The sequence below is a fragment of the Streptomyces bambusae genome (genome assembly GCF_019400985.1).
GTDB classification, from domain to species: domain Bacteria; phylum Actinomycetota; class Actinomycetes; order Streptomycetales; family Streptomycetaceae; genus Streptomyces; species Streptomyces bambusae_A.
Window position 1 is genome coordinate 1 of record NZ_WTFF01000059.1, and the last position, 22,229, is coordinate 22,229.

Here is a 22,229-nt window from a genome sequence, read left to right on the forward strand (position 1 = left end):
GACGAGCCCGGCGGCCCCGACCACCCCGAGCACCCCCCGCCGGGACACGAAGCCCCGGCCCTCACCGGCCGCCGTGCCCTCCCCGCCCGCCGTGCCCTCCCCGCCCGCCGTGCCCGCCGTGCCAGCCCTGCCCGTGCCCGCCGTGCCCGTGCCCGCCGTACGGCCGGACCCGCTACGGGATTCATCAGACGCCATGCCCACTCCCCATCCCCATCCCCATTCCCGAACTCCCAACCTCGGCTGTGGGCAGGACAGTGGATGATTAAGGCCTTAACCAGAACCCGGCCCCCGCCACGGAATCCGTACGATGGTCCGCGTGCCCGGGCCCGGACCGACGACGACCCTCGCCGACATCGCACGCGCCGCGGAGGTGTCCACCGCGACGGTCTCGCACGCCCTCAACGGCACCGGCCGGCTCGCCGAGGGCACCCGCCGGCGGGTGCGCGAGGTCGCGACCCGGCTCGGCTACGGCGCCCCGTACGCGCCCCGCGTCCGCACCCGGACCCTGGGCCTGGCGGTCACCACGTTCGCCGGTTCCGCCTGGAACTTCGTCGCCGTCAGCTACTTCTCCCGCTGGCTGACGGCGGCCACCTCCGCCGCCCACGCCCGCGGCTACGCCCTGACCGCCCTCCCGGCCGACCGCGGCGCCGAGAGCCTGTGGCACACCCTCGCCGTCGACGGCATGCTGCTGCTCGACAGCCCGCAGGGCGATCCCGTGCTGCGCGCGCTGCGCGCCCGCGGTATCCCGGTCGTCTTCGACGGCCGGCCCACCGACCCGCGCCCCGCCGACCTCTGGGTCGACAACGACCACACGGCCACCACCCGCACCGTCCTCGACCATCTCGCGGCGGCCGGTGCCCGGCGGATCGCCCTGCACTGCGGTTTCGGGGCCGAGTACTTCACGCACGCGGTGACCGAGGCGTACCGGCAGTGGTCCGCCGAGCACGGCCGCCCCGCGCTGCTGGTCCCGTTCGACCCGCACGACGGCCCCGGCCACGCCTTCGACCGGGCCTTCGCCGACGGTGCGGCGGACGCGGTCTACTCCCTCTACGACCCGGGCGGCCGCCAGGCCCTGGCCGCCGCCGCCCGGCACGGCCTCGCCGTCCCCGAGCGGCTGCTGGTGGTCTGCGCCAGCGAGGACCCGGCGTACGCGGCCTGCGACCCCCCGGTGACCACGGTGACCCTGAACCCCGAGGTCATCGCGGAGACCGCGGTGTCCGCCCTCGTCGACCTCGTCGAGTCGGGAGAGCCCGTGGCCACCGGCGGCCTCACCGTCCCGGCGGAGCTGCTGGCCCGGGCCTCGTCGCGGCGGTGACCGGCAGCCCGCCTCCGTGCCCGTCCACCTCCGCGCCCGCCCGCCGACGCGCCCGTCGCCCCGCCGCTCAATCGCCGGAGATGATGCCGGTGTTGGCGACGCCGCCGGCGATGGAGACGTGCGCCCCGACGGCCATGGCGGAGTTGGTCACCGCGCCGATGTGCACCCCGCGCTGCGCCGCGGGCTCGGCCGCCAGGTCGAGCAGTTCGCCCAGCAGGTCCTCGGCCGTTCGCGCGACCGCCTCGTCCACGAGGTCCTGCCACGGGGGTGCGTTCACCTCGGGGTCGGAGAGCCGGCGGCGCACCCGCCGTGCCAGCTCCGGGTCCAGACCCGCCGTGATCCGGGCAGCCTTGCGCGGAGCGGCCTTCTGCTCCTCCAGGGCCGTGCCCAGCCACCGTGCGAGGTTCTTGCGTGTGCTGACCGCCTCCCGGTGGTGCGGGCCCAGGACACGGTTCTGGTCGGCCACGAGCGTGATCAGGCTCCGGGCGGCGTCGATGCTGCTGCCGTCCATCCCGGTCCAGGTGGCCAGATTGTTGCGGGACGTCAGCGTGTTGGGGTGGTCGGGCCCCAGGACCCGCTCCTGGTCGGCCAGCAACTGGCGCTGGAGCCGGAGGGCCGTGGCGTGGTCCCCGCTCTGGCCCAGCCAGCTCGCGAGGTTGTTCCGGGTGAGCAGGGTGCTGGGGTGGTCGGGTCCCAGCACCCGCAGCTCGTCCTTCAGGAGGTCCTTCGACAGGGCGACGGCCTCGGTGAGGTTCCCGCTCTGCCCCAGCGCCGACGCCAGGTTGCTGCGGGTGGCGAAGACCTGGGGGTGCTCGTCCCCGAGTGCGAAGCGGCGGGCGGCCAGCACCTCCTCGTACTGCGCGACCGCGCCCGCCGGATCGCCCGTCTCGCCCCTCCAGAAGGCCAGGCTGCTCCGGATCGTCAGGGTGTCCGGGTGGTGCGGTCCGAGGGCCTCCACCGCATCGGGGAGCACCGCGGCCAGGATGCCCACGGCCCCCTCCGCGTCCCCGGACTGGCCCAGGGCCCAGGCCAGGCTGTGCGCGGTCGTCAGGGTGTCCGGGTGTGCGGCCCCCAGGACGCGGGTCTGGTCGGCCACGATCTGCGACAGGGCCGTCGCCGCCCCCGCCACGTCCCCCGCATCGGCCTGGCACGTGGCCCGGTGGGCCCGGAACTCCAGCGTGCGCGGATGGTCGGGGCCCAGCTCCACGGCGGCGACGGCGCACACCGGCTCCAGGTACGCGGCCGCGCTCGCCGGCATCGCCTCGCCGATGCTCCGTGCGAGCCGCAGCAGCACCGGGTGCGGGGGGTCCTCGCACAGGGCGAACAGCGCCAGCCCCATCCCCACCAGGGCCCGCGCGTTGGCCCGTAGCGCCTGCGCCTCCGCCGGGTCGGCCTCGATCTCGGGCCAGGCGTCCGTCAAGGCGTCGCCCGCCGCCCGTACCGCCTCGTCGAAGGCGTCCGGCGACAGGTCCTCGGCGCTCACCCGCTGCACGAGCCGGTGCACCTCGACGGTGTCGGCCGCCAGGGTGACCAGCCCCAGCCGGTGCAGCGAGCGCAGCGCCAGCTGCGCCGACAGCCGGTCCACCTCCCGTCCCGTCCGGGCCGTGAGGTACCGGAGCGCGGGCGGGCCCAGCAGCAGGGAGACCGGGATGCCGCTCGCCGCCAGCACCGAGGCGAGTTCCAGCAGCGGCCGGGCCACCCCGGCGGGCCGCATCCGGTCGGCCTGGCCGATCGCCAGGGACACCGTCGCCGACACGGTCGCCGGCTGGTCGTCCGGCAGGCTGGCGGAGTCGGGCAGGACGTCGTCCAGCCGGTGCTGCAGGAGGAGGTCGAGGTACGTGGCGATGTCGAGGTCCGCGTCGATCATGTACGCGGCCGCCTGCGCCAGGGCCAGCGGGACGTGGCTCAGCTGCTCCGCCAGCCCCTGCAGATACTCGGGCTGTTCGACCCTGCCGGCCGAGGCGAACTTCGCGGTGAGGTAGGCCCGCGACTCCAGCGGGGCGAAGGAACCGACGGGGAGCACCCTGCGCAGCTCCCCGCTCAGGGAGGCGTCGTGCCGCCGTGCCGTGGCCAGGACGCTGCCGCAGGGGGTGTCCGGCGGCCACAGGCCCGTCAGGCCGGACGGGTCGACGACGTCGTCCAGGACCACGAGCCAGTTCAGGTCCCCCCGGGCCAGGCGGGCGAGCAGCAGGTTCGCCGCCGCCTCCGGGTCCCGCTCCCGCAGGCCCGGGTCCAGGACCGCCGCCGCCTGGGCGTAGCCGCGTACGACCGCCTCCCGGTCGCCGGCCGGCACCCACAGCAGGAGGTCCAGCCGTCCCGCCGCCCACAGCTCACGTGCCTGATGGGCCGCCAGCTGGGTCTTGCCCACGCCTCCCAGGCCGGTCAGGAAGACGTCCAGGCCCTCGGCCAGGGCATCGCGGACCTCCTGCTCCAGGGCCCGGGCCTGGTAGCGGTCCGCCTGGCGCGGTACGACCCCGATCCGCAACGGGAACTCCGGCCCGGCGGGCCCGCGCCGCACGGCGACCGCCTCCAGGGGCCGGACCGTCACGGTCACGAACCCGCCCTCCTCCACCACGCTCGGCCGGCCCGCCCCCGTGTCCGCGCAGTCGGCCAGCGCCGTCGGGATGCCGCTGCCCTCGCCCTCGACCAGCCGGGTCCAGGACAGCAGCCGGGCCAGCTGGAAGTTGCGCTTGGTGGACTGGCCCTCCAGCGCGCCGAGGTCCATCGGGCCGGTGCCGACCTCGCGCCCGTACCAGCCGCCCGGGCTGCTGATCTCCAGCCGGTCCTCGAAGAGCCGGACGTGCACGCAGGCGTCGTCCCGGGCGTAGTCGCGGTGTACGACGGCGTTGGCGATGATCTCGCGGACGGCGATCATCGGGTAGTCGTACGCGTCCTCCGCCCTGGCCGTGTCCGCGGTGGGGCGCTCGCCCCGGCGGACCCGGTCGGCGACGAAGGCCCGGGCGCCGACGATCACCTCGGCCAGCGGGCCCTCCAGGGTGAGCGACTCCCGGGCGGCCGAGCGGTCGGTGCCGAAGTACCGCACGCACTTCACCATCGAACGGGCGGTCTGGGGGCCGGGGTACCGGGCGAAGAGGAGGGCGCCGGTCCGGGTCAGCACACCGCCGGCCGACACACCCGCCCGGCCGAGGAACTCACCGGCGGTCAGGGAGGCCGGGTAGCCGGCGCGGACCTCCTCCCGCAGGTCGCCGCGGAAGGCGCGCAGCGCCTCGTCGTCGTACGCGGTGACACCGCTGGGGTGGTCCAGGAACTGGAGCGGGGCGGGGGCGTGGCCGGGCAGCCCCGCCGCGCCTGCGTTGAAGGACGCGAGGGACGTAAGGGACGCGAGGGATACCGCGGGAGCGGCCGGGAGAGGCGGCGGGGGAGCCGGCGGCGGGAAGTGCGCGCGCAGCGCCTCCAGCAGGTCCGCGACGGCCCGCTCCGCGTCCTGGTCGTAGCGGGCCACGACGGTGTTCACGGCGAGGGCCGCGGTGTGGACGTCCTCCTCCATCTGCACGACGAACACCCGCCCCGGACCCGCGTGCGCCGCGTTCACGATCTTGTGGGTCCAGTTCGTGCCGACGGCCTTGGCGGTCGCGCACAGCACCACGGCCGCCCGCCGGGCCAGCGACCGGGTGGCCTCCTCCACGATCGAGTCGCCGACCCGGACGGTGCCGTTGTGCGTGACCGCGTACCCGGCCCCGCGCAGCGGGACCGCCAGGCGTTCGGCCAGCTCCGCCTCGCCGTCCGCCGCGACGATGTAGACCTGCTGGGCACCGCTCACGGGCGTAACGCCCGGTCGAGCTCCGCCACCGCCGCGTCCCAGTCCGCCACCAGGTCGGCGTACCGGATGTCGGCCAGGATCGCGGGCGGGTCGCCACCGGTCAGCCGGGCGGGGAGCACGGTGATGCCGGCCCCGGTCAGCTGGCGGGCCAGCGCCGACATCCACTCGCGGTCCATCCAGGGGGCCCGGGTCGCGTCGTCGGAGAGGCAGAGCACCAGGTGGGAGGCGTCCGCCAGGCCGGCGTCGATACGGGCCACGATCGAGTCGCCGATCCCGATCTCCCACAGGTCCAGCCAGACCCGGTGCCCCCGGGCGGTCAGTTCCAGGCCGAGGGCCTCGGCCCGCGCCTTGTCCGAGCTGCGGTGACTGATGAACGCGCCGGCCATGTGCCGTCCCCCCGGAGCCTTGTGTCGGGCTGCAGTGTACGGAGGGAGAGCACGCGGTGTGGGCCGAATGGCCAAGCTCATCCGGGCCTGTGCAGACCTTCGGCGCGGCCATGTACTAGAGTTATCTCGACATCGAGATATCTGCCGAAGGCGTACCGCAGCCGCCCCCGTTGGTAAGGGTTACCTAACTTAGCCCTACCTTAGCGGATTGGCCCAGGGGCGTGGCGGCAGGATGCGGTAGAACGCGCGAAATTCATGCATGAAGGAGACTGTCGTGTCGGCGAACAGCTTCGACGCCCGCAGCACGCTGCAGGTGGGCGACGAGTCGTACGAGATCTTCCGGCTGGACAAGGTTGAGGGCTCGGCCCGCCTGCCGTACAGCCTGAAGGTGCTGCTGGAGAACCTGCTCCGCACCGAGGACGGCGCGAACATCACCGCCGACCACATCCGGGCGCTCGGCAACTGGGACTCGCAGGCCCAGCCCAGCCAGGAGATCCAGTTCACCCCGGCCCGCGTGATCATGCAGGACTTCACCGGTGTGCCCTGTGTCGTCGACCTCGCCACCATGCGCGAGGCCGTCGCCGCGCTCGGCGGCGACCCGGCGAAGATCAACCCGCTGTCCCCGGCCGAGATGGTCATCGACCACTCCGTCATCGCCGACAAGTTCGGCACCAACGACGCCTTCGCGCAGAACGTCGAGCTGGAGTACGGCCGCAACAAGGAGCGCTACCAGTTCCTGCGCTGGGGCCAGACCGCGTTCGACGACTTCAAGGTCGTCCCGCCGGGCACCGGCATCGTCCACCAGGTGAACATCGAGCACCTGGCCCGCACCGTCATGGTCCGTAACGGCCAGGCGTACCCCGACACCCTCGTCGGCACCGACTCCCACACCACCATGGTCAACGGCCTCGGTGTGCTCGGCTGGGGCGTCGGCGGCATCGAGGCCGAGGCCGCCATGCTCGGCCAGCCGGTCTCCATGCTCATCCCGCGCGTCGTCGGCTTCAAGCTGACCGGCGAGCTGCCCACCGGCACCACCGCCACCGACCTGGTGCTCACGATCACCGAGATGCTGCGCAAGCACGGCGTCGTCGGCAAGTTCGTCGAGTTCTACGGTGAGGGCGTCGCCGCCACCTCGCTCGCGAACCGCGCCACCATCGGCAACATGTCGCCCGAGTTCGGCTCCACCGCCGCGGTCTTCCCGATCGACGGCGAGACCCTGAACTACCTCAAGCTCACCGGCCGCTCCGAGCAGCAGGTCGCGCTCGTCGAGGCGTACGCCAAGGAGCAGGGCCTCTGGCTCGACCCGGCCGCCGAGCCCGACTTCTCCGAGAAGCTGGAGCTCGACCTCTCCACCGTCGTCCCGTCGATCGCCGGCCCGAAGCGCCCGCAGGACCGCATCGTCCTCGCGAACGCCGCCACGCAGTTCGCCCAGGACGTCCGCAACTACGTCACCGCCGCCGACGAGGCCGGCCTCGAGTCCTTCCCGGCCTCCGACGCCCCGGTGAACCACCCGAACGGCGCCCCGTCGAAGCCGGTCGTCGTGACCGCCCCCGACGGCTCGACGTACGAGATCGACCACGGCGCCGTCACCGTCGCCGCGATCACCTCCTGCACCAACACCTCGAACCCGTACGTCATGGTCGCCGCCGCGCTCGTCGCGAAGAAGGCCGTGGAGAAGGGCCTGACCCGCAAGCCGTGGGTCAAGACCACCCTCGCCCCGGGCTCGAAGGTCGTCACCGACTACTTCGACAAGGCGGGCCTGACCCCGTACCTCGACAAGGTCGGCTTCAACCTCGTCGGCTACGGCTGCACCACCTGCATCGGCAACTCCGGCCCGCTGCCGGAGGAGGTCTCCAAGGCCGTCAACGAGCACGACCTGGCCGTGACCTCGGTGCTCTCGGGCAACCGCAACTTCGAGGGCCGGATCAACCCCGACGTCAAGATGAACTACCTGGCCTCCCCGCCGCTGGTCGTCGCGTACGCCATCGCGGGTTCCATGAAGGTGGACATCACCAAGGACGCGCTGGGTGTCGACACCGAGGGCAACCCGGTCTTCCTCAAGGACATCTGGCCGTCGGAGGCCGAGGTCAACGACGTCGTCGCCAACGCCATCGGCGAGGACATGTTCTCCAAGTCCTACCAGGACGTCTTCGCGGGCGACGCCCAGTGGCAGGCGCTGTCGATCCCGACCGGCAACACCTTCGAGTGGGACGCCGAGTCCACCTACGTGCGCAAGCCCCCGTACTTCGAGGGCATGACGATGGAGACCACCCCGGTCACCGACATCACCGGCGCCCGCGTCCTGGCCAAGCTGGGCGACTCGGTCACCACCGACCACATCTCCCCGGCCGGCGCCATCAAGGCCGACACCCCGGCCGGCAAGTACCTCACCGAGCACGGTGTGGAGCGTCGTGACTTCAACTCCTACGGCTCGCGCCGAGGCAACCACGAGGTCATGATCCGCGGCACCTTCGCCAACATCCGCCTGCGCAACCAGATCGCGCCGGGCACCGAGGGCGGCTTCACCCGCGACTTCACCCAGGCCGACGGCCCGGTGTCGTTCATCTACGACGCCTCGCAGAACTACCAGGCCGCCGGCACCCCGCTGGTCATCCTGGGCGGCAAGGAGTACGGCTCCGGCTCGTCCCGCGACTGGGCCGCCAAGGGCACCGCGCTCCTCGGCGTCAAGGCCGTCATCACCGAGTCGTACGAGCGCATCCACCGCTCGAACCTCATCGGCATGGGCGTCCTGCCGCTGCAGTTCCCGGCCGGCCAGTCGGCCGACTCGCTCGGCCTGACCGGCGAGGAGACCTTCTCCATCACCGGCATCACCGAGCTGAACGAGGGCACCACCCCCAGCACGGTGAAGGTCACCACCGACACCGGTGTCGAGTTCGACGCGGTCGTCCGCATCGACACCCCCGGTGAGGCGGACTACTACCGCAACGGCGGCATCATGCAGTACGTCCTGCGGAACCTCATCCGCGGCTGACGCCGTCCCGGCGGCGCGCGCCCGGCCGAGAGGCGGGGCGCGCCCGGCGGCGCGCAATCAACCGGCGCGGCGCCGACTGTCGGCACCATAGGGCCGTACCCCCGCAAGGGGGTGCGGCCCTTCCGCTTTTCCGGCGGTGGGGTGAGGTGACGTCAGAGGTCTCGACTCGGAAAAGCCGGCGGTCTTTCCTTGCGTGCGATCTTGCTGAGTCGAGCGGAGGTGGACTATACCTGTGCGCGCCGGGCCGCCGCGTCAAATGCTGCCCCGGCCGGGGAGCGGTGCCATCGGATGCCGATGGGTCCGCGCTCCGGCAACTGGCTTCATCTCCAGGGACCTTCACCATGTGAGAGGCGAGGACATGAGCGTGATTCCACCCACCGGCAATGCGGCCGGCCTTCCGCCCGAGAGCCGTGGTCCAGCCCGGACCGACCCCTCGGGGGGCGCCGGGGAGCCGGCGCAGCAGGGCCTCGGCCGCCGGGAACTGATCAAGCGCTCCGCGGCACTCGGCCTGATCGCCGTCCCGTCGGCGGGCTTCCTCTCCGCCTGCGCCTCCGGCGGCGGCGAGACCACCAAGGGCCCCGACCAGGCCCCGGTGACCAAGGAGAACCCTTTCGGCGTCGCCAAGGGCGGCAAGCTGGACGTGGTCGTCTTCAAGGGCGGCTTCGGCGACGACTACGCCAAGGCGTGGGAGGCCGCCTTCGACAAGAAGTGGGGCACCGCCAGCTCCCACCTGGGCACCCAGGAGATCACCGGCAAGCTCCAGACCCGCTTCAACGGCGGCAACCCGCCGGACGTCGTCGACAACTCCGGCGCCCAGAAGATCAAGCTGGACGTGCTCTTCAAGGCCGGGCAGCTGGCCGACCTCACCCCGGTGCTGGACGCGCCCTCGCTGGACGACCCGACCAAGAAGGTCCGGGACACGCTGATCGCCGGCACGATCGAACAGGGCACCCAGGGCGGCAAGTTCGTCGCCCTGAACTACGTCTACACCGTGTACGGCTTCTGGTACTCGGGCAAGCTCTTCAAGGAGAAGGGCTGGACCCCGCCGAAGACCTGGGACGAGTTCCTCGCGGTCTGCACGAAGGCCAAGGAAGCCGGTATCGGAGGCCTGGCGCACCAGGGCAAGTACCCGTACTACATCAACGTCGTGATCATGGACCTGATCGCCAAGAAGGGCGGTCTGGAGGCCATGAAGGCGATCGACAACCTGGAGCGGAACGCCTTCGAGGGCAACCCGGCCGCCCTCGCCGGTGTCGAGGCCGTCTACGAGCTGGTGGAGAAGGGCCTGCTGATGCCCGGCACCAACGGCCTCACCCACACGGAGTCGCAGACCGCCTGGAACCAGTACAAGGCGGCGTTCATCCCCTCCGGCTCCTGGCTGGAGAACGAGCAGCTCAAGCAGACTCCGGACGACTTCGACATGCAGTTCCTGCCGATGCCGCCGCTGGCGGACAGCAAGCTGCCCTTCGAGGCCGTCCGGGCCGGCGCCGGCGAGCCCTTCATCGTCCCGGAGAAGGCCGCCAACAAGCCCGGCGGCCTGGAGTTCGTCCGTTCGATGCTGTCCCGCGAATGGTCGACCGTCTTCGCCCAGCAGGCGAACTCGCTCACCGTGGTCAAGGACGGCGTGGACCCGAACGTGAAGCTGCGGCCGGGCACCCAGTCGGCGGTGGCGGCCCTCAAGGCGGCCGGCACCAACACGTTCAACTACCTGTACCCCGACTGGTACGGCGAGATGGACACCGCGATCCAGGACGCGTCCAATGAGCTGATGGCCAAGCGCATCCAGCCCAAGGAGTGGATCAAGCGGTGCCAGGCTGCGGTGGACAAGGCGGCCCAGGACCCGAACGCCAAGAACAACCGACGCAGCTGACGCCCGCGAGGGAACGCACCCCGCGACACCCCGCGACACCAGGGACGGACACCATGAGCCAGGTAGCCCAGAGCAAGGGACGGGCCGGCTTCATCGCCGGCTTCCTCTTCGCACCGCTCGCGCTGTATCTGACCTTCGTCATCTGGCCGTACGTGCAGACGTTCGGCTACTCCTTCACCGACTGGTCGGGCCAGTCGCCCGTGTTCGACTTCGTCGGACTGGACAACTACTCCGCCCTGCTGAAGGACGAGGTCTTCCGCGCCGCACTCTGGCACAACCTGCTGCTCCTGGTGTTCGTCCCGGTGACCACCATCCTGCTCGCCCTGTTCTTCGCCTTCATGCTGAACGCGGGCGGACGCGGCGGGGCCGGCGGGGTGCAGGGCGTACGGGGATCAGGCCTCTACAAGATCGTCTACTTCTTCCCGCAGGTCCTGTCCCTCGCCATCCTCGCCGTGCTGTTCGGCGCCGTCTACCGCAGCGACCAGGGCGGCCTGCTCAACGGCCTCCTGGTCCGGACCGGACTCGTCGACCCGCAACGGCCCGTCGAATGGCTCAACGAGCCGGACCTCGTGCTGTGGTGCCTGCTGCTGGTGGTCGTCTGGCACGGGGTCGGCTTCTACCTGGTGCTGTTCTCCGCGGCCATGCAGTCGATCCCCAAGGACATCTACGAGGCCGCCCTGCTCGACGGCGCGGGCCGGGGCCAGACCTTCTTCAAGGTCACCCTGCCGCTGCTGTGGGACTCCGTGCAGACCTCCGCGGTGTACCTGGGCATCGCCGCGATGGACATGTTCGTCCTGGTCTCGACGATGACCTCCGGGTCGTTCGGCGGCGGCCCCGACCACCACAGCGAGGTCATGGCGACGGTGCTGATGCGCAACTTCCTGTACTTCGGAAGGAGCGGCTACGCCTGCGCCATGGGCGTGGTCATGCTCGTCCTGACCCTGATCCTCTCGATCATCACGCTGCGCGCCACCCGCCGCGAGCGCATCGAGTTCTAGCCGGAGACACCATGACCACAGTGATCAAGGCCCCGGGCGAGGGGGCCGCAGAGCGGTCGGGCGGGGCCGGTGCCGGCCCGGGGGGACGGGAGGAGCGCCGGGCCGAGGGCACGGTCCTCAACGTCTTCTCACACGGCTTCCTGGCCGTGTGGGCGATACTGATCGTCCTACCCCTGATCTGGCTGGCGCTCGGCTCCTTCAAGACCGACGCGCAGATCGGCGGCTCGGCGCTGAGCTGGCCCGCGCACTGGAACCTCGACGCGTTCGGCCGGGCCTGGGACAAGGGCATCGGCGACTACTTCGCCAACACGCTGATCGTGATGGCGTTCTCGGTGCCGCTGACCATGCTGTTCGGCTCGATGGCGGCGTACGTGCTGGCCCGCTACCCCTTCCGGGGGAACCGGTTCGTCTACTACTTCTTCGTCGGCGGGGCGATGTTCCCCGTGTTCCTGGCGCTGGTCCCGCTGTTCTTCATGGTCAAGCGCTTCGACATGCTGAACACGTACCACGGGCTGGTCCTGGTGTACGTCGCCTACTCGATGCCGTTCACCGTCTTCTTCATGCACGCGTTCTTCCGGACGCTGCCGACGGCGGTGCACGAGGCGGCGGTGATCGACGGGGCCTCGCACACCAGGATCTTCTTCCAGGTGATGCTGCCGATGGCCAAGCCCGGCCTGGTCAGCGTCGGCATCTTCAACACCCTCGGGCAGTGGAACCAGTACATCCTGCCCTCGGTGCTGATGCAGCCCCAGACCGGCTCGGACCCCGAGCGCTACCTACTCACCCAGGGCCTGATCCAGCTCCAGCAGCAGCAGGGCTACGCGAGCGACCTGCCGGTGCTCTTCGCCGGCGTGACCATCGCCATGATCCCGATGCTGGTCGTCTACCTGTCCTTCCAGCGCCAGATCCAGGCGGGGCTGACCACGGCCACGCTGAAGTAGGGCGGCGGCAGCACCGAAGGGCGGCGGGAGGGCCGTCAGCGGCCGGGGAGGTTCAGGGGCCGTGGACGTGGGGGCGGAGACCGTGGGGCCGTGGACGTGGGCGCGGAGGCCGTCAGGAGCCGGACACGGCCTTCTGCAGCTGGTACAGCTTGCCTGAATCCCGGCCCCCGACGTGCTGGTAGAGCCAGGGCACCCGCTCCGTGCCGCCCACGCGCCACGCCGGCCAGTGACAGCCGGGGATGCGTACGGCGACCTCCTGGGTCCAGGCGTCCCGCCCGCGTGCGTACGACCAGGTGCCGGTGCCCGTGCACTGCCGCGAGGGGTCGCCGGGAAAGTCGCCGGCGCGGTGCTGCCCGACGCCGGAGGCTGTGACCCTGCCGTCCGCCGTGAAGGTCAGCGTCCCGCCCACGTGGTCGACCCAGCCGCCGGCCACGGTCGCCGGGCCGATCACCGGGGGCTCGTAGGCGGGCAGCAGGCCGGAGGTCAGGCCCAGGCCGCCGAGGAGGCCGGTCCCCGCCACGACCGCCGCGCCCCACAGCGCCACCCGCCCGAACAGCCCCGTGCGCCGGGGCCGGGCGAGCAGGGCGCCCGTCGAGAGGGAGGCCGTGGCCACCGCCCAGAAGACGAGCACGGGCTCCGCCGGCGCGTCGTTGTACATCGCGAAGCCCAGGAGGGGCGGCCCCAGCAGGGCCGCCACCACCAGCGGCACCCACCACCACGCCTCGCGTCCGCCGATCAGGCGGCCCAGCAGGTCGGCCAGTGCGACCGCCGGCATGACGAGGACCAGCGTCAGCAGGCACGCGATCACCGCGATGACGAGGGCGACGGAGAGCACCGCGACCGCGACCTGGCCGTAGTCGACGGCGGTGTCCGGTGCCGGCCGGGTCTGGGCGTACAGGACGAGCACCACCACGGCGAGTGCGACCTGCAGGCACCCCACCAGGGTCGAGACCGCCAGTATCCGGCCGTACGACCGCTTCTCGTGCACGGCCCACCCCCCTCAGGCACGGCGAACGAACGCGTCCGCCCCGGTCGGCGGCGGCGCGGGTCCCATAGTGCCAGCTGAACTGAACGCGTTCAATTCAATGCCGGGGTCCGCCGGCGTGCGGTCCCGGCCGGGGCGAACCAGGGTGACCGGGGCATCCGGGGCGAAACGTGGAAAACTGAAGGGATCGGGAAACGCCGGTGGGCGGCAGTTCTCATACTTATGACCCTTGCTGGCCGATTTGCCGTGTGTCTGCCTCTTGACGTGCGGATGGCCAAAGGCTCGACTTAGGGTTCACAAGTTGGAGAGACGTCGGGGTCTCGTCACGCGACCCCGGCCGGGGGGCGACGGCTGGGCCGTTGCTTAAGGGCAGGAGTGGATGAGTCGTGGAGACCCCGGGTTCGCAGTCCTCGCTGCACCGCGCGAATCTCGAACGGGTCGTGCGGGCGGTACGCCTCGCCGGTTCGCTGACCCAGGCGGAGATCGCCCGCACCACCGGACTGTCGGCGGCCACGGTCTCCAACATCGTCCGGGAGCTGAAGGACGGCGGGACGGTCGAGGTCACACCGACCTCGGCGGGCGGCCGCCGGGCCCGCAGCGTCTCGCTCAGCGGTGACGCCGGCATCGTCATCGGCGTCGACTTCGGCCACACCCACCTACGGGTGGCCGTCGGCAACCTGGCCCACCAGGTGCTGGCCGAGGAGGCCGAGCCGCTGGACGTGGACGCGTCCTGGGTGGACGGCTTCAACCGGGCCGAGGCCCTGGTGGAGGAGCTGATCGAGGACACCGGGGTGGGCCGGGAGAAGGTCATCGGCGTGGGGCTCGGCGTGCCCGGCCCCATCGACGTGGAATCCGGGACCCTGGGCTCCACCTCGATCCTGCCGGGCTGGGCCGGCATCAACCCGCGCCAGGAGCTCTCGCAGCGACTCGGGGTGCCCGTGTACGTCGACAACGACGCCAACCTCGGCGCGCTGGGCGAGCTGGTGTGGGGCAGCGGCCGCGGGGTCAAGGACCTGGCGTACATCAAGGTCGCCAGCGGCGTCGGCGCGGGCCTGGTCATACGCGGGCAGATCTACCGCGGCCCCGGCGGCACCGCCGGCGAGATCGGGCACATCACCCTCGACGAGTCGGGGCCTGTGTGCCGCTGCGGCAACCGCGGCTGCCTGGAGACGTTCGCGGCCGCCCGCTACGTCCTGCCGCTGCTCCAGAGCAGCCACGGGCCGGAGCTGACGATGGAGCGGGTCGTCGAACTCGCCCGGTCGGGTGACCCCGGCTGCCGCCGTGTCGTGGCGGACGTGGGGCGTCACGTGGGCAGCGGCGTGGCGAGCCTGTGCAACCTCCTCAACCCCAGCAGGATCGTCCTCGGCGGCTCGCTCGCGGAGGCCGGTGAACTCGTGCTGGCTCCGATACGTGAATCCGTGGGGAGGTACGCGATCCCCAGCGCGGCACGGCAGTTGTCGGTCGTGACGGGTTCACTCGGCGCCCGCGCGGAGGTGCTGGGCGCACTGGCCCTGGTGCTGAGCGAGATGGGTGATTCGATGCTTTTGTCCGACCGGGTCGCCGGGTCTCGCGGCGCCGGTGTCTTGTCTTCAGTTAGATAACAGATGGCACCGTTGTCATCTCGTTAAGGATTCACTCCTTGACGACAAGTTGCGGCCGAGGTTGACTCACGTCCACCTCGGCCGCAGTGTTGCGGCCTCGTCAGGGAGGTTCACTTCATGAACACGCGTATGCGCAGAGCCGCCGTAGCCGTCGCCGCCGCCGCAATGGCCGCCTCGCTCGCAGCCTGTGGCAGTGCCAAGGAAGCCGGCGGCACGAAGTCGACGGAGACCGGCGCCGCCAAGGGCGACGCGATCAAGGTCGGCCTGCTCCTGCCGGAGAACCAGACGGCGCGCTACGAGAAGTTCGACAAGCCGCTGATCGAGAAGAAGGTCGCCGAGCTCACCGGCGGCAAGGGCGAGGTCGTCTACGCCAACGCCAAGCAGGACGCCACCACCCAGAACTCGCAGGTCGACACGATGATCACCAACAAGGTGAACGTCCTGATCGTCGACGCCGTGGACTCCAAGGCCATCGCCGGCGCGGTCAAGCGGGCCAAGGACGCGGGCATCCCGGTCGTCGCGTACGACCGCCTGGCCGAGGGCCCGATCGACGCCTACACCTCCTTCGACAACGAAGAGGTCGGCCGCGTCCAGGGCAAGGCCCTGCTGGAGGCCCTTGGTGACAAGGCCAAGGACGGCGACATCGTCATGATGAACGGCTCCGTCACCGACCCGAACGCCGCCCTGTTCAAGAAGGGCGCGCACTCCGTCCTCGACGGCAAGGTGAACATCGGCAAGGAGTACGACACCAAGGAGTGGAAGCCCGAGAACGCCAACACCAACATGGCGGGCGCCATCACGGCGCTGGGCAAGGACAAGATCATCGGTGTCTACTCCGCCAACGACGGCATGGCCGGCGGCATCATCACCGCCCTCAAGAGCGCCGGGATCTCCCCGCTTCCCCCGGTGACGGGCCAGGACGCCGAACTCGCCGGCGTGCAGCGCATCGTCGCGGGCGAGCAGTTCATGAGCGTCTACAAGCCGTACGCGCCGGAGGCCGAGGCCGCCGCGAAGATGGCCGTCGCGCTGGCCAAGGGCGAGAAGCTGGACTCCGTGACCACCTCCAAGGTCGACAGCCCCACCACGAAGGGCGTCCCCTCGGTCCTGGTCCCGGTCGTGTCGCTGACCAAGAACAACATCAAGGACACTGTCATCAAGGACGGCGTCTACACCGCGGACGAGATCTGCACCGAGAAGTACCAGGCCGCCTGCGCCTCTGTCGGCCTCAAGTAGGCCCCCGGCGTCCCCCCACCCGGTGGGGGGACGGCCTCCCGCCTCTGCCCGGCGCCCCCGCCCCGCAACCCCCGCCACTCGGCGGGGGCACCGGGCAGAAACGATTCCTCGCTCCCTTGGTCGAGCGATTGCCCCCTTCCTGCACTTCTCTGCACGACATCCCCGCCGGTCAGGCGGCGAAGGAGATGGTTCATGTGACCGCTGCGCCCGTGCTGGCGTTGCGAGGGGTCTCGAAGCGGTTCGGTGCCGTTCAGGCCCTGACCGACGTCGAACTCGAGATCCACGCCGGCGAGGTCGTCGCCCTCGTCGGCGACAACGGCGCCGGAAAGTCCACGCTGGTCAAGACGATCGCCGGCGTGCATCCCATCGATGACGGGGTCATCGAGTGGGAAGGCGCTCCGGTGTCGATCACCAAGCCCCACGACGCCCAGAACCTGGGCATCGCGACGGTCTACCAGGACCTCGCGCTGTGCGACAACATCGATGTCGTCGGCAACCTCTTCCTCGGCCGCGAGCTGCGCCGCCGGGGAGTCCTGGACGAGGTCGAGATGGAGCGCCGCGCCCGCGAGCTCCTGACCACCCTGTCCATCCGGATCCCCAGTGTCCGGATCCCCATCGCCTCGCTCTCCGGCGGCCAGCGCCAGACCGTGGCGATCGCCCGCTCCATGCTGGGCGAGCCCCAGCTCGTCATCCTCGACGAGCCCACCGCCGCCCTCGGCGTCGAGCAGACCGCCCAGGTCCTCGACCTGGTGGAGCGGCTGCGCGAGCGCGGCCACGCCGTCATCCTGATCAGCCACAACATGGCCGACGTCAAGGCCGTCGCCGACCGGGTGGCGGTCCTGCGGCTGGGCCGCAACAACGGCGTCTTCAAGGTTGCCGAGACCTCGCAGGAAGAGATCATCTCCGCCATCACGGGCGCCACGGACAATGCCGTGACCCGCCGGGCGGCCCGTACCGGGGAGGCTCGCAAGTGAGCACCGAACACCTTGCCGACAGCAACCCCGAGGCGCCCGCGGACGCCATTCCCGCGGTCGACCCCCGGCTGCTCGTGCGCGAGGAGGGATTCTCCGGCTACCTCCAGGAGTTCCTCCGGAAGATGAAGGCCGGCGACCTGGGCTCGCTCCCGGTCGTCATCGGCCTGGTGATCATCTGTTCGATCTTCCAGGGCCTGAACTCGAACTTCCTGTCCGCCGAGAACCTCAACAACATCGCGGTCACGATGGTCGCCACCGGCATGATGGCCGTCGGCATCATCTTCGTCCTGCTGCTCGGCGAGATCGACCTCTCCGTGGGCTCGGTCAGCGGCGTCTCCGGAGCGATCGTCGCCGTCCTCTCCGTCACGCACGGGATGAACGAGTGGCTCGCCGTCCTCATCGCCATCGCCAGCGGCGCGGCCATCGGTGCGATCCACGGCTTCTTCTTCGCCAGGATCGGCGCCCCGGCCTTCGCCGTCACCCTGTCGGGCCTGCTGTTCTGGTCCGGCTTCATGCTCCAGATCCTGGGTGACCAGGGCACGATCAACATCGACTCCGACGGCCTGGTGGGCAAGCTCACCACGTACTACTTCTCGGACGTGGCGGCGGCCTACGGGCTTGCGGCGGTCGCCGTGGGCGCGTACTTCGTGGGCTCCTTCTTCGACTCCCGACGCCGCCAGGCCGCGGGCGTCCCGTCCCGGCCGATCGTGGAGGTCGCGCTGCGCACGGGCGTCCTCGCGGTGTTCGCCTTCGGCGCGGCCGCGATCTTCAACCAGTACAAGGGCCTGCCGCTCGCGGTGCTGCTCTTCCTGGTCGCCCTGGTCGGTACGGACTTCCTGCTGCGCCGCACGGGCTTCGGCCGCAAGGTCTTCGCCCTCGGCGGCAGCGTCGAGGCCTCCCGGCGCGCCGGCATCAGCGTCACCGGCATCCGGATCACCGTCTTCGCCATCGCCGGGACGTTCGCGGCGATCGGCGGCCTGTTCTGGGCCTCCAAGATCGCGGCGGCGAACCAGAGCGCCGGCGCCGGCGACCTGCTGATGAACGTCATCGCGGCGGCCGTGATCGGCGGCACCAGCCTCTTCGGCGGGCGCGGCCGGACCTGGAACGCCCTCCTCGGTGTCATGGTCATCACCTCCATCCAGTACGGTCTCGCGCTGGAGGGGATCGCCACCCCGATCCAGTACATGATCACCGGTGCGGTGCTGCTGGCCACCGTGGTGATCGACTCCGTCACCCGCAAGACCCAGAAGACGGCCGGCCGCGCGTAAGCGCTCCGCCGGAGATGCGGTACCGCGCCCCTGACGGGGCGTGCTTCCGCACCGGACTTCGCTGAGCCCGCTCAGCACGCACACACGTGCCCGGCGCCACACCTCGTGGCGCCGGGCACCTGTGCGTACACCCACCCGTACGAGACGTGTGCGCCCGTGGTGATATGCACAGGTACGACAAAGGTGTGACGCGCCTGGACCCGCCCGGGACCCGCCGATGACTCGGCGCTCCGGCGGGACCTTAGACTCGACAGACCAGCAAGCAACTGCAAGGAGGCACGGGTGCTGCTGACCCGCATCAAGGGACCGCGCGATCTGGACCGGCTCAGCCCGGAGCAGCTGAACCAGCTGGCCGCAGAGATCAGGTCCTTCCTCGTCGACGCGGTCTCCAAGACCGGCGGGCACCTCGGCCCCAACCTCGGCGTCGTGGAACTGACGATCGCCCTGCACCGGGTCTTCGACTCGCCCAAGGACAAGGTCCTCTTCGACACGGGCCACCAGGCCTACGTGCACAAGCTGCTCACGGGCCGCCAGGACTTCAGCAGCCTGCGGACCAAGGGCGGCCTGTCCGGCTACCCCTCGCGCGCCGAGTCCGAGCACGACGTCATCGAGAACTCCCACGCCTCCACCGTGCTGGGCTGGGCCGACGGCATCGCCAAGGCCAACCAGGTGCTCGGCCGCGCCGACCACCACGTGGCCGCGGTCATCGGCGACGGAGCGCTCACCGGCGGCATGGCCTGGGAGGCGCTGAACAACATCGCCGCCGCCAAGGACCGCCCGATGGTCATCGTCGTCAACGACAACGAGCGCTCCTACGGCCCCACCATCGGCGGCCTCGCCGACCACCTCGCCACCCTGCGCACCACCGACGGCTACGAGCGCTTCCTGGCCCGCGGCAAGGACCTCCTGGAGCGCACCCCGGTCGTCGGGAAGCCGCTCTACGAGACCCTGCACGGCGCCAAGAAGGGCCTGAAGGACTTCATCGCCCCGCAGGGCCTGTTCGAGGACCTGGGCCTGAAGTACGTCGGCCCCATCGACGGACACGACATCGAGGCCCTGGAGTCCGCCCTCCAGCGCGCCAAGCGCTTCAGCGGCCCGGTCATCGTGCACTGCCTCACCCAGAAGGGCCGCGGCTACACCCCCGCCCTGGAGCACGAGGCGGACCGGTTCCACGCCGTCGGCGTCATCCACCCCGACACCGGCCTGCCCGTCAAGACCGCCGCCGCCAGCTGGACCTCCGTCTTCGCCGACGAGATGGTCAAGATCGGCCACGAGCGCCCGGACGTCGTCGGCATCACCGCCGCCATGCTCCACCCCGTCGGCCTGAACAAGTTCGCCGAGGCCTTCCCGGACCGCATCTTCGACGTCGGCATCGCCGAGCAGCACGGCGCGACCTCCGCCGCGGGCCTGGCCACCGGCGGCGTGCACCCGGTCTTCGCGGTCTACGCCACCTTCCTCAACCGCGCCTTCGACCAGGTCCTGATGGACGTGGCCCTGCACAAGTGCGGCGTCACCTTCGTCCTGGACCGGGCCGGCGTCACCGGTGACGACGGCGCCTCCCACAACGGCATGTGGGACATGTCCATCCTCCAGGTCGTCCCCGGCCTGCGGCTGGCCGCCCCGCGCGACGCCGAACAGCTGCGCGCCCAGCTGCGCGAGGCCGTCGAGGTCACGGACGCGCCGACCGTGGTGCGCTTCTCCAAGGGCGTCGTCGGCCCCGCCGTCCCGGCCGTGGGCCGGATCGGCGGCATGGACCTGCTGCGCGCCCCGGCGCCCGAAGTCACCCGGCCCGACGTACTCGTCGTCAGCGTCGGCGCGCTCGCCCCGATGTGCCTGGAGATCGCCGACCTGCTCGACAAGCAGGGCATCTCCGCCACCGTGGTGGACCCGCGCTGGGTCAAGCCGGTGGACGAGGCGCTCGCGCCGCTCGCCGAGCGGCACCGGGTGGTCGTCACCGTCGAGGACAACGGCCGGGCCGGCGGCGTCGGCGCCGCGGTCGCGCAGGCCCTGCGCGACGCCGGGGTGGACGTACCGCTGCGCGACTTCGGCATCCCGCAGCGCTTCCTCGACCACGCCTCCCGCAAGGAGGTCATGGCCGAGATCGGGCTGACCGCACCGGACATCGCACGGCAGGTCACGGGCCTGGTCGCGAAGCTGGACGGCCGCTTCGAGAGCGAGTCGGCGGCCGCCGTCGACTAGAGCCGTACTCCGCGGGTAGCGCCGGACACCCCCTGGGCCGTGCCGTGGCCGGAAACGGCCTGGCGCGGGACCCCGCGGGACGACGAGCGGTTGCACCATGCGGGCCGGGAGATCACTCTGGAATGGGTGGGCCTCCCGGCCCGCTTCCGTTGCGTCGTCGCCTTTCGGAGGTGCGTCGGTGAGTACGGATAGGAACAGCCCCTTCCGCACCAAGACGGTGGAGCAGTCCATCCGCGACACGGAGGAGCCGGAACACGCGCTCCGCAAGTCGCTCTCCGCCTGGGACCTGACCATCTTCGGTGTGGGCGTCATCATCGGCACCGGCATCTTCGTGCTCACGGGCATCGCGGCCCGGAACAATGCCGGCCCCGCCACCGCCCTCGCCTTCGTGGCAGCGGGCATCGTCTGCGCCCTCGCGGCCCTGTGCTACGCCGAGTTCGCCTCCACCGTCCCGGTGGCCGGCTCGGCGTACACCTTCTCGTACGCCTCGATCGGCGAACTGCCCGCCTGGATCATCGGCTGGGACCTGGTGCTCGAATTCGCGCTCGGCACCGCCGTCGTGGCGGTCGGCTGGTCCGGATACGTCCGGAACCTGATGAACACCAACCTCGGCTGGGACATGCCGGTCTGGCTGTCCGGGCCCGACTCGGGCGGCACCTTCGACCTGTTGGCCTTCCTGCTGGTCCTGGCGCTGACGGCGATCCTGGTCGTGGGCACGAAGCTCTCGGCCCGGATCACCGCGATCGTGGTCGCCATCAAGGTGACCGTCGTGCTGCTGGTCATCGTCGCCGGCCTGTTCTTCATCAAGGCCGACAACTACTCCCCGTTCATCCCTCCGGCCCAGCCGCAACCCGAAGGGACCAGCGGCTGGAAGGCGCCACTGGTCCAGCTGCTGTTCGGCTACGAACCCACCAATTTCGGCGTCATGGGCATCTTCACCGCGGCCTCGCTGGTCTTCTTCGCCTTCATCGGCTTCGACGTCGTGGCCACCGCCGCCGAGGAGACCAGGAACCCCCAGCGGGACATGCCGCGCGGCATCCTCGGCTCGCTGCTGATCTGCACCGTGCTCTACGTCGCCGTGACCCTGGTGGTCACCGGCATGCAGCACTACACGCAGATGTCGGCCAGCGCCCCGCTCGCCGAGGCCTTCAAGTCGGTGGACCAGCCCTTCTTCGCCGGCGCCATCAGCCTCGGCGCGGCCGTCGGCCTGATCACCGTGTGCATGATCCTGCTGCTCGGCCAGACCCGGGTGTTCTTCGCGATGAGCCGTGACGGACTGCTGCCGCGCGTCTTCTCCGTCACCCACCCGAAGTACCGCACCCCCTACCGGGCGACCGTCCTGCTCGGTGGGCTCATCGCCGTCATCGCGGGCTTCACCAGCCTGGAGAACCTCGCGGAACTGGTGAACATCGGCACCCTGTTCGCCTTCGTGGTGGTCGCCCTCGGCGTGATCATCCTGCGCCGGACCCGCCCCGACCTGCACCGGGCCTTCCGCACCCCGTGGGTGCCGGTGATCCCGATCCTGTCGATCGCGGCCTCGCTCTGGCTGATGCTCAACCTGCCGGCCGAGACCTGGGCCCGGTTCGCCATCTGGATGGTCGTCGGCTTCGGCGTGTACTTCGCGTACAGCCGGAGCAACAGCCGCCTGGGCAAGGTCGGAGCGGACGCGAAGTACTGAGCGGCGTA

General features: G+C 70.9%; 15 protein-coding genes. 11 read left to right on the forward strand and 4 right to left on the reverse strand.

What is annotated here, in order from left to right:
• Positions 1-195, reverse strand: a 195-nt coding sequence (locus tag GPJ59_RS11310) for a hypothetical protein (RefSeq protein ID WP_219666702.1), incomplete at its 3' end; no start/stop codon positions are given.
• 112 nt (positions 196-307) lie between these two features.
• Here GPJ59_RS11310 and GPJ59_RS11315 point away from each other — a divergent pair.
• Positions 308-1,315, forward strand: a complete 1,008-nt coding sequence (locus GPJ59_RS11315; protein ID WP_219666703.1) for a LacI family DNA-binding transcriptional regulator — start codon at positions 308-310, stop codon at positions 1,313-1,315.
• Positions 1,316-1,382: 67 nt separating this feature from the next.
• Here the strand turns inward: GPJ59_RS11315 and GPJ59_RS11320 are convergent, their stop codons facing one another.
• Both GPJ59_RS11320 and GPJ59_RS11325 read right to left on the reverse strand, forming a co-directional pair.
• Positions 1,383-5,096 carry a tetratricopeptide repeat protein gene (locus tag GPJ59_RS11320; RefSeq protein ID WP_219666706.1) on the reverse strand — a complete coding sequence of 1,238 codons (3,714 nt, stop codon included), beginning with the start codon at positions 5,094-5,096 and terminating at the stop codon, positions 1,383-1,385.
• Positions 5,093-5,482, reverse strand: a complete 390-nt coding sequence (locus GPJ59_RS11325; RefSeq protein WP_219666708.1) for a toll/interleukin-1 receptor domain-containing protein — start codon at positions 5,480-5,482, stop codon at positions 5,093-5,095. Before GPJ59_RS11325 ends, GPJ59_RS11320 begins: the two co-directional genes overlap by 4 nt.
• A 274-nt stretch (positions 5,483-5,756) precedes the next feature.
• On the opposite strand from GPJ59_RS11325, the gene acnA reads away from it, so the two are divergent.
• From acnA to GPJ59_RS11345, 4 genes are all read left to right on the forward strand, one after another.
• Positions 5,757-8,474, forward strand: coding sequence for an aconitate hydratase AcnA (gene acnA, locus GPJ59_RS11330; RefSeq protein ID WP_308120247.1), 2,718 nt, complete (start codon positions 5,757-5,759; stop codon positions 8,472-8,474).
• Between the two features lie 358 nt (positions 8,475-8,832).
• The gene (ngcE, locus tag GPJ59_RS11335; protein WP_219666725.1) at positions 8,833-10,344 is read left to right on the forward strand and encodes an N-acetylglucosamine/diacetylchitobiose ABC transporter substrate-binding protein; all 1,512 of its coding nucleotides are present in this window, start codon (positions 8,833-8,835) and stop codon (positions 10,342-10,344) included.
• Positions 10,345-10,397: 53 nt separating this feature from the next.
• Complete coding sequence (locus tag GPJ59_RS11340) at positions 10,398-11,342, forward strand: carbohydrate ABC transporter permease (protein WP_219666726.1); 945 nt, start codon at positions 10,398-10,400, stop codon at positions 11,340-11,342.
• A gap of 11 nt (positions 11,343-11,353) precedes the next feature.
• Entirely contained in the window at positions 11,354-12,283 is a 930-nt protein-coding gene (locus GPJ59_RS11345) for a carbohydrate ABC transporter permease (protein ID WP_219666729.1), read from the forward strand.
• Between the two features lie 112 nt (positions 12,284-12,395).
• On the opposite strand, the gene GPJ59_RS11350 is transcribed toward GPJ59_RS11345, so the two are convergent.
• Positions 12,396-13,271, reverse strand: a complete 876-nt coding sequence (locus tag GPJ59_RS11350; RefSeq protein WP_219666730.1) for a hypothetical protein — start codon at positions 13,269-13,271, stop codon at positions 12,396-12,398.
• A gap of 383 nt (positions 13,272-13,654) precedes the next feature.
• On the opposite strand from GPJ59_RS11350, the gene GPJ59_RS11355 reads away from it, so the two are divergent.
• The 6 genes from GPJ59_RS11355 to GPJ59_RS11380 all read left to right on the forward strand — a co-directional run bounded on the left by GPJ59_RS11355 (position 13,655) and on the right by GPJ59_RS11380 (position 22,221).
• Positions 13,655-14,869, forward strand: a complete 1,215-nt coding sequence (locus GPJ59_RS11355) for an ROK family transcriptional regulator (protein WP_219666732.1) — start codon at positions 13,655-13,657, stop codon at positions 14,867-14,869.
• Positions 14,870-14,986: 117 nt separating this feature from the next.
• Positions 14,987-16,102 (forward strand): substrate-binding domain-containing protein, encoded by a 1,116-nt coding sequence (locus GPJ59_RS11360; RefSeq protein ID WP_219666734.1) that lies wholly within the window; start codon positions 14,987-14,989, stop codon positions 16,100-16,102.
• Positions 16,103-16,287: 185 nt separating this feature from the next.
• Positions 16,288-17,076 carry an ATP-binding cassette domain-containing protein gene (locus GPJ59_RS11365; RefSeq protein ID WP_219666739.1) on the forward strand — a complete coding sequence of 263 codons (789 nt, stop codon included), beginning with the start codon at positions 16,288-16,290 and terminating at the stop codon, positions 17,074-17,076.
• Positions 17,073-18,344 carry a sugar ABC transporter permease gene (locus GPJ59_RS11370; protein ID WP_219666741.1) on the forward strand — a complete coding sequence of 424 codons (1,272 nt, stop codon included), beginning with the start codon at positions 17,073-17,075 and terminating at the stop codon, positions 18,342-18,344. The genes GPJ59_RS11365 and GPJ59_RS11370 overlap by 4 nt, the downstream gene beginning before the upstream one ends.
• Positions 18,345-18,626: 282 nt before the next feature.
• Positions 18,627-20,543, forward strand: a complete 1,917-nt coding sequence (gene dxs / locus GPJ59_RS11375; RefSeq protein ID WP_219666748.1) for a 1-deoxy-D-xylulose-5-phosphate synthase — start codon at positions 18,627-18,629, stop codon at positions 20,541-20,543.
• Between the two features lie 178 nt (positions 20,544-20,721).
• On the forward strand, positions 20,722-22,221 hold the full coding sequence (locus tag GPJ59_RS11380; protein WP_308120248.1) for an amino acid permease: 1,500 nt from the start codon (positions 20,722-20,724) through the stop codon (positions 22,219-22,221).
• The last annotated feature ends 8 nt before the right edge of the window (positions 22,222-22,229 follow it).

Coding starts and splice junctions, on each gene's coding strand:
- GPJ59_RS11315 (WP_219666703.1), top strand. CDS start 308: ATGGTCCGCGTGCCCGGGCCCGGACCGACGACGACCCTCGCCGACATC.
- GPJ59_RS11325 (WP_219666708.1), bottom strand. CDS start 5,482: ATGGCCGGCGCGTTCATCAGTCACCGCAGCTCGGACAAGGCGCGGGCC.
- ngcE (WP_219666725.1), top strand. CDS start 8,833: ATGAGCGTGATTCCACCCACCGGCAATGCGGCCGGCCTTCCGCCCGAG.
- GPJ59_RS11340 (WP_219666726.1), top strand. CDS start 10,398: ATGAGCCAGGTAGCCCAGAGCAAGGGACGGGCCGGCTTCATCGCCGGC.
- GPJ59_RS11345 (WP_219666729.1), top strand. CDS start 11,354: ATGACCACAGTGATCAAGGCCCCGGGCGAGGGGGCCGCAGAGCGGTCG.
- GPJ59_RS11360 (WP_219666734.1), top strand. CDS start 14,987: ATGAACACGCGTATGCGCAGAGCCGCCGTAGCCGTCGCCGCCGCCGCA.
- GPJ59_RS11365 (WP_219666739.1), top strand. CDS start 16,288: ATGGTTCATGTGACCGCTGCGCCCGTGCTGGCGTTGCGAGGGGTCTCG.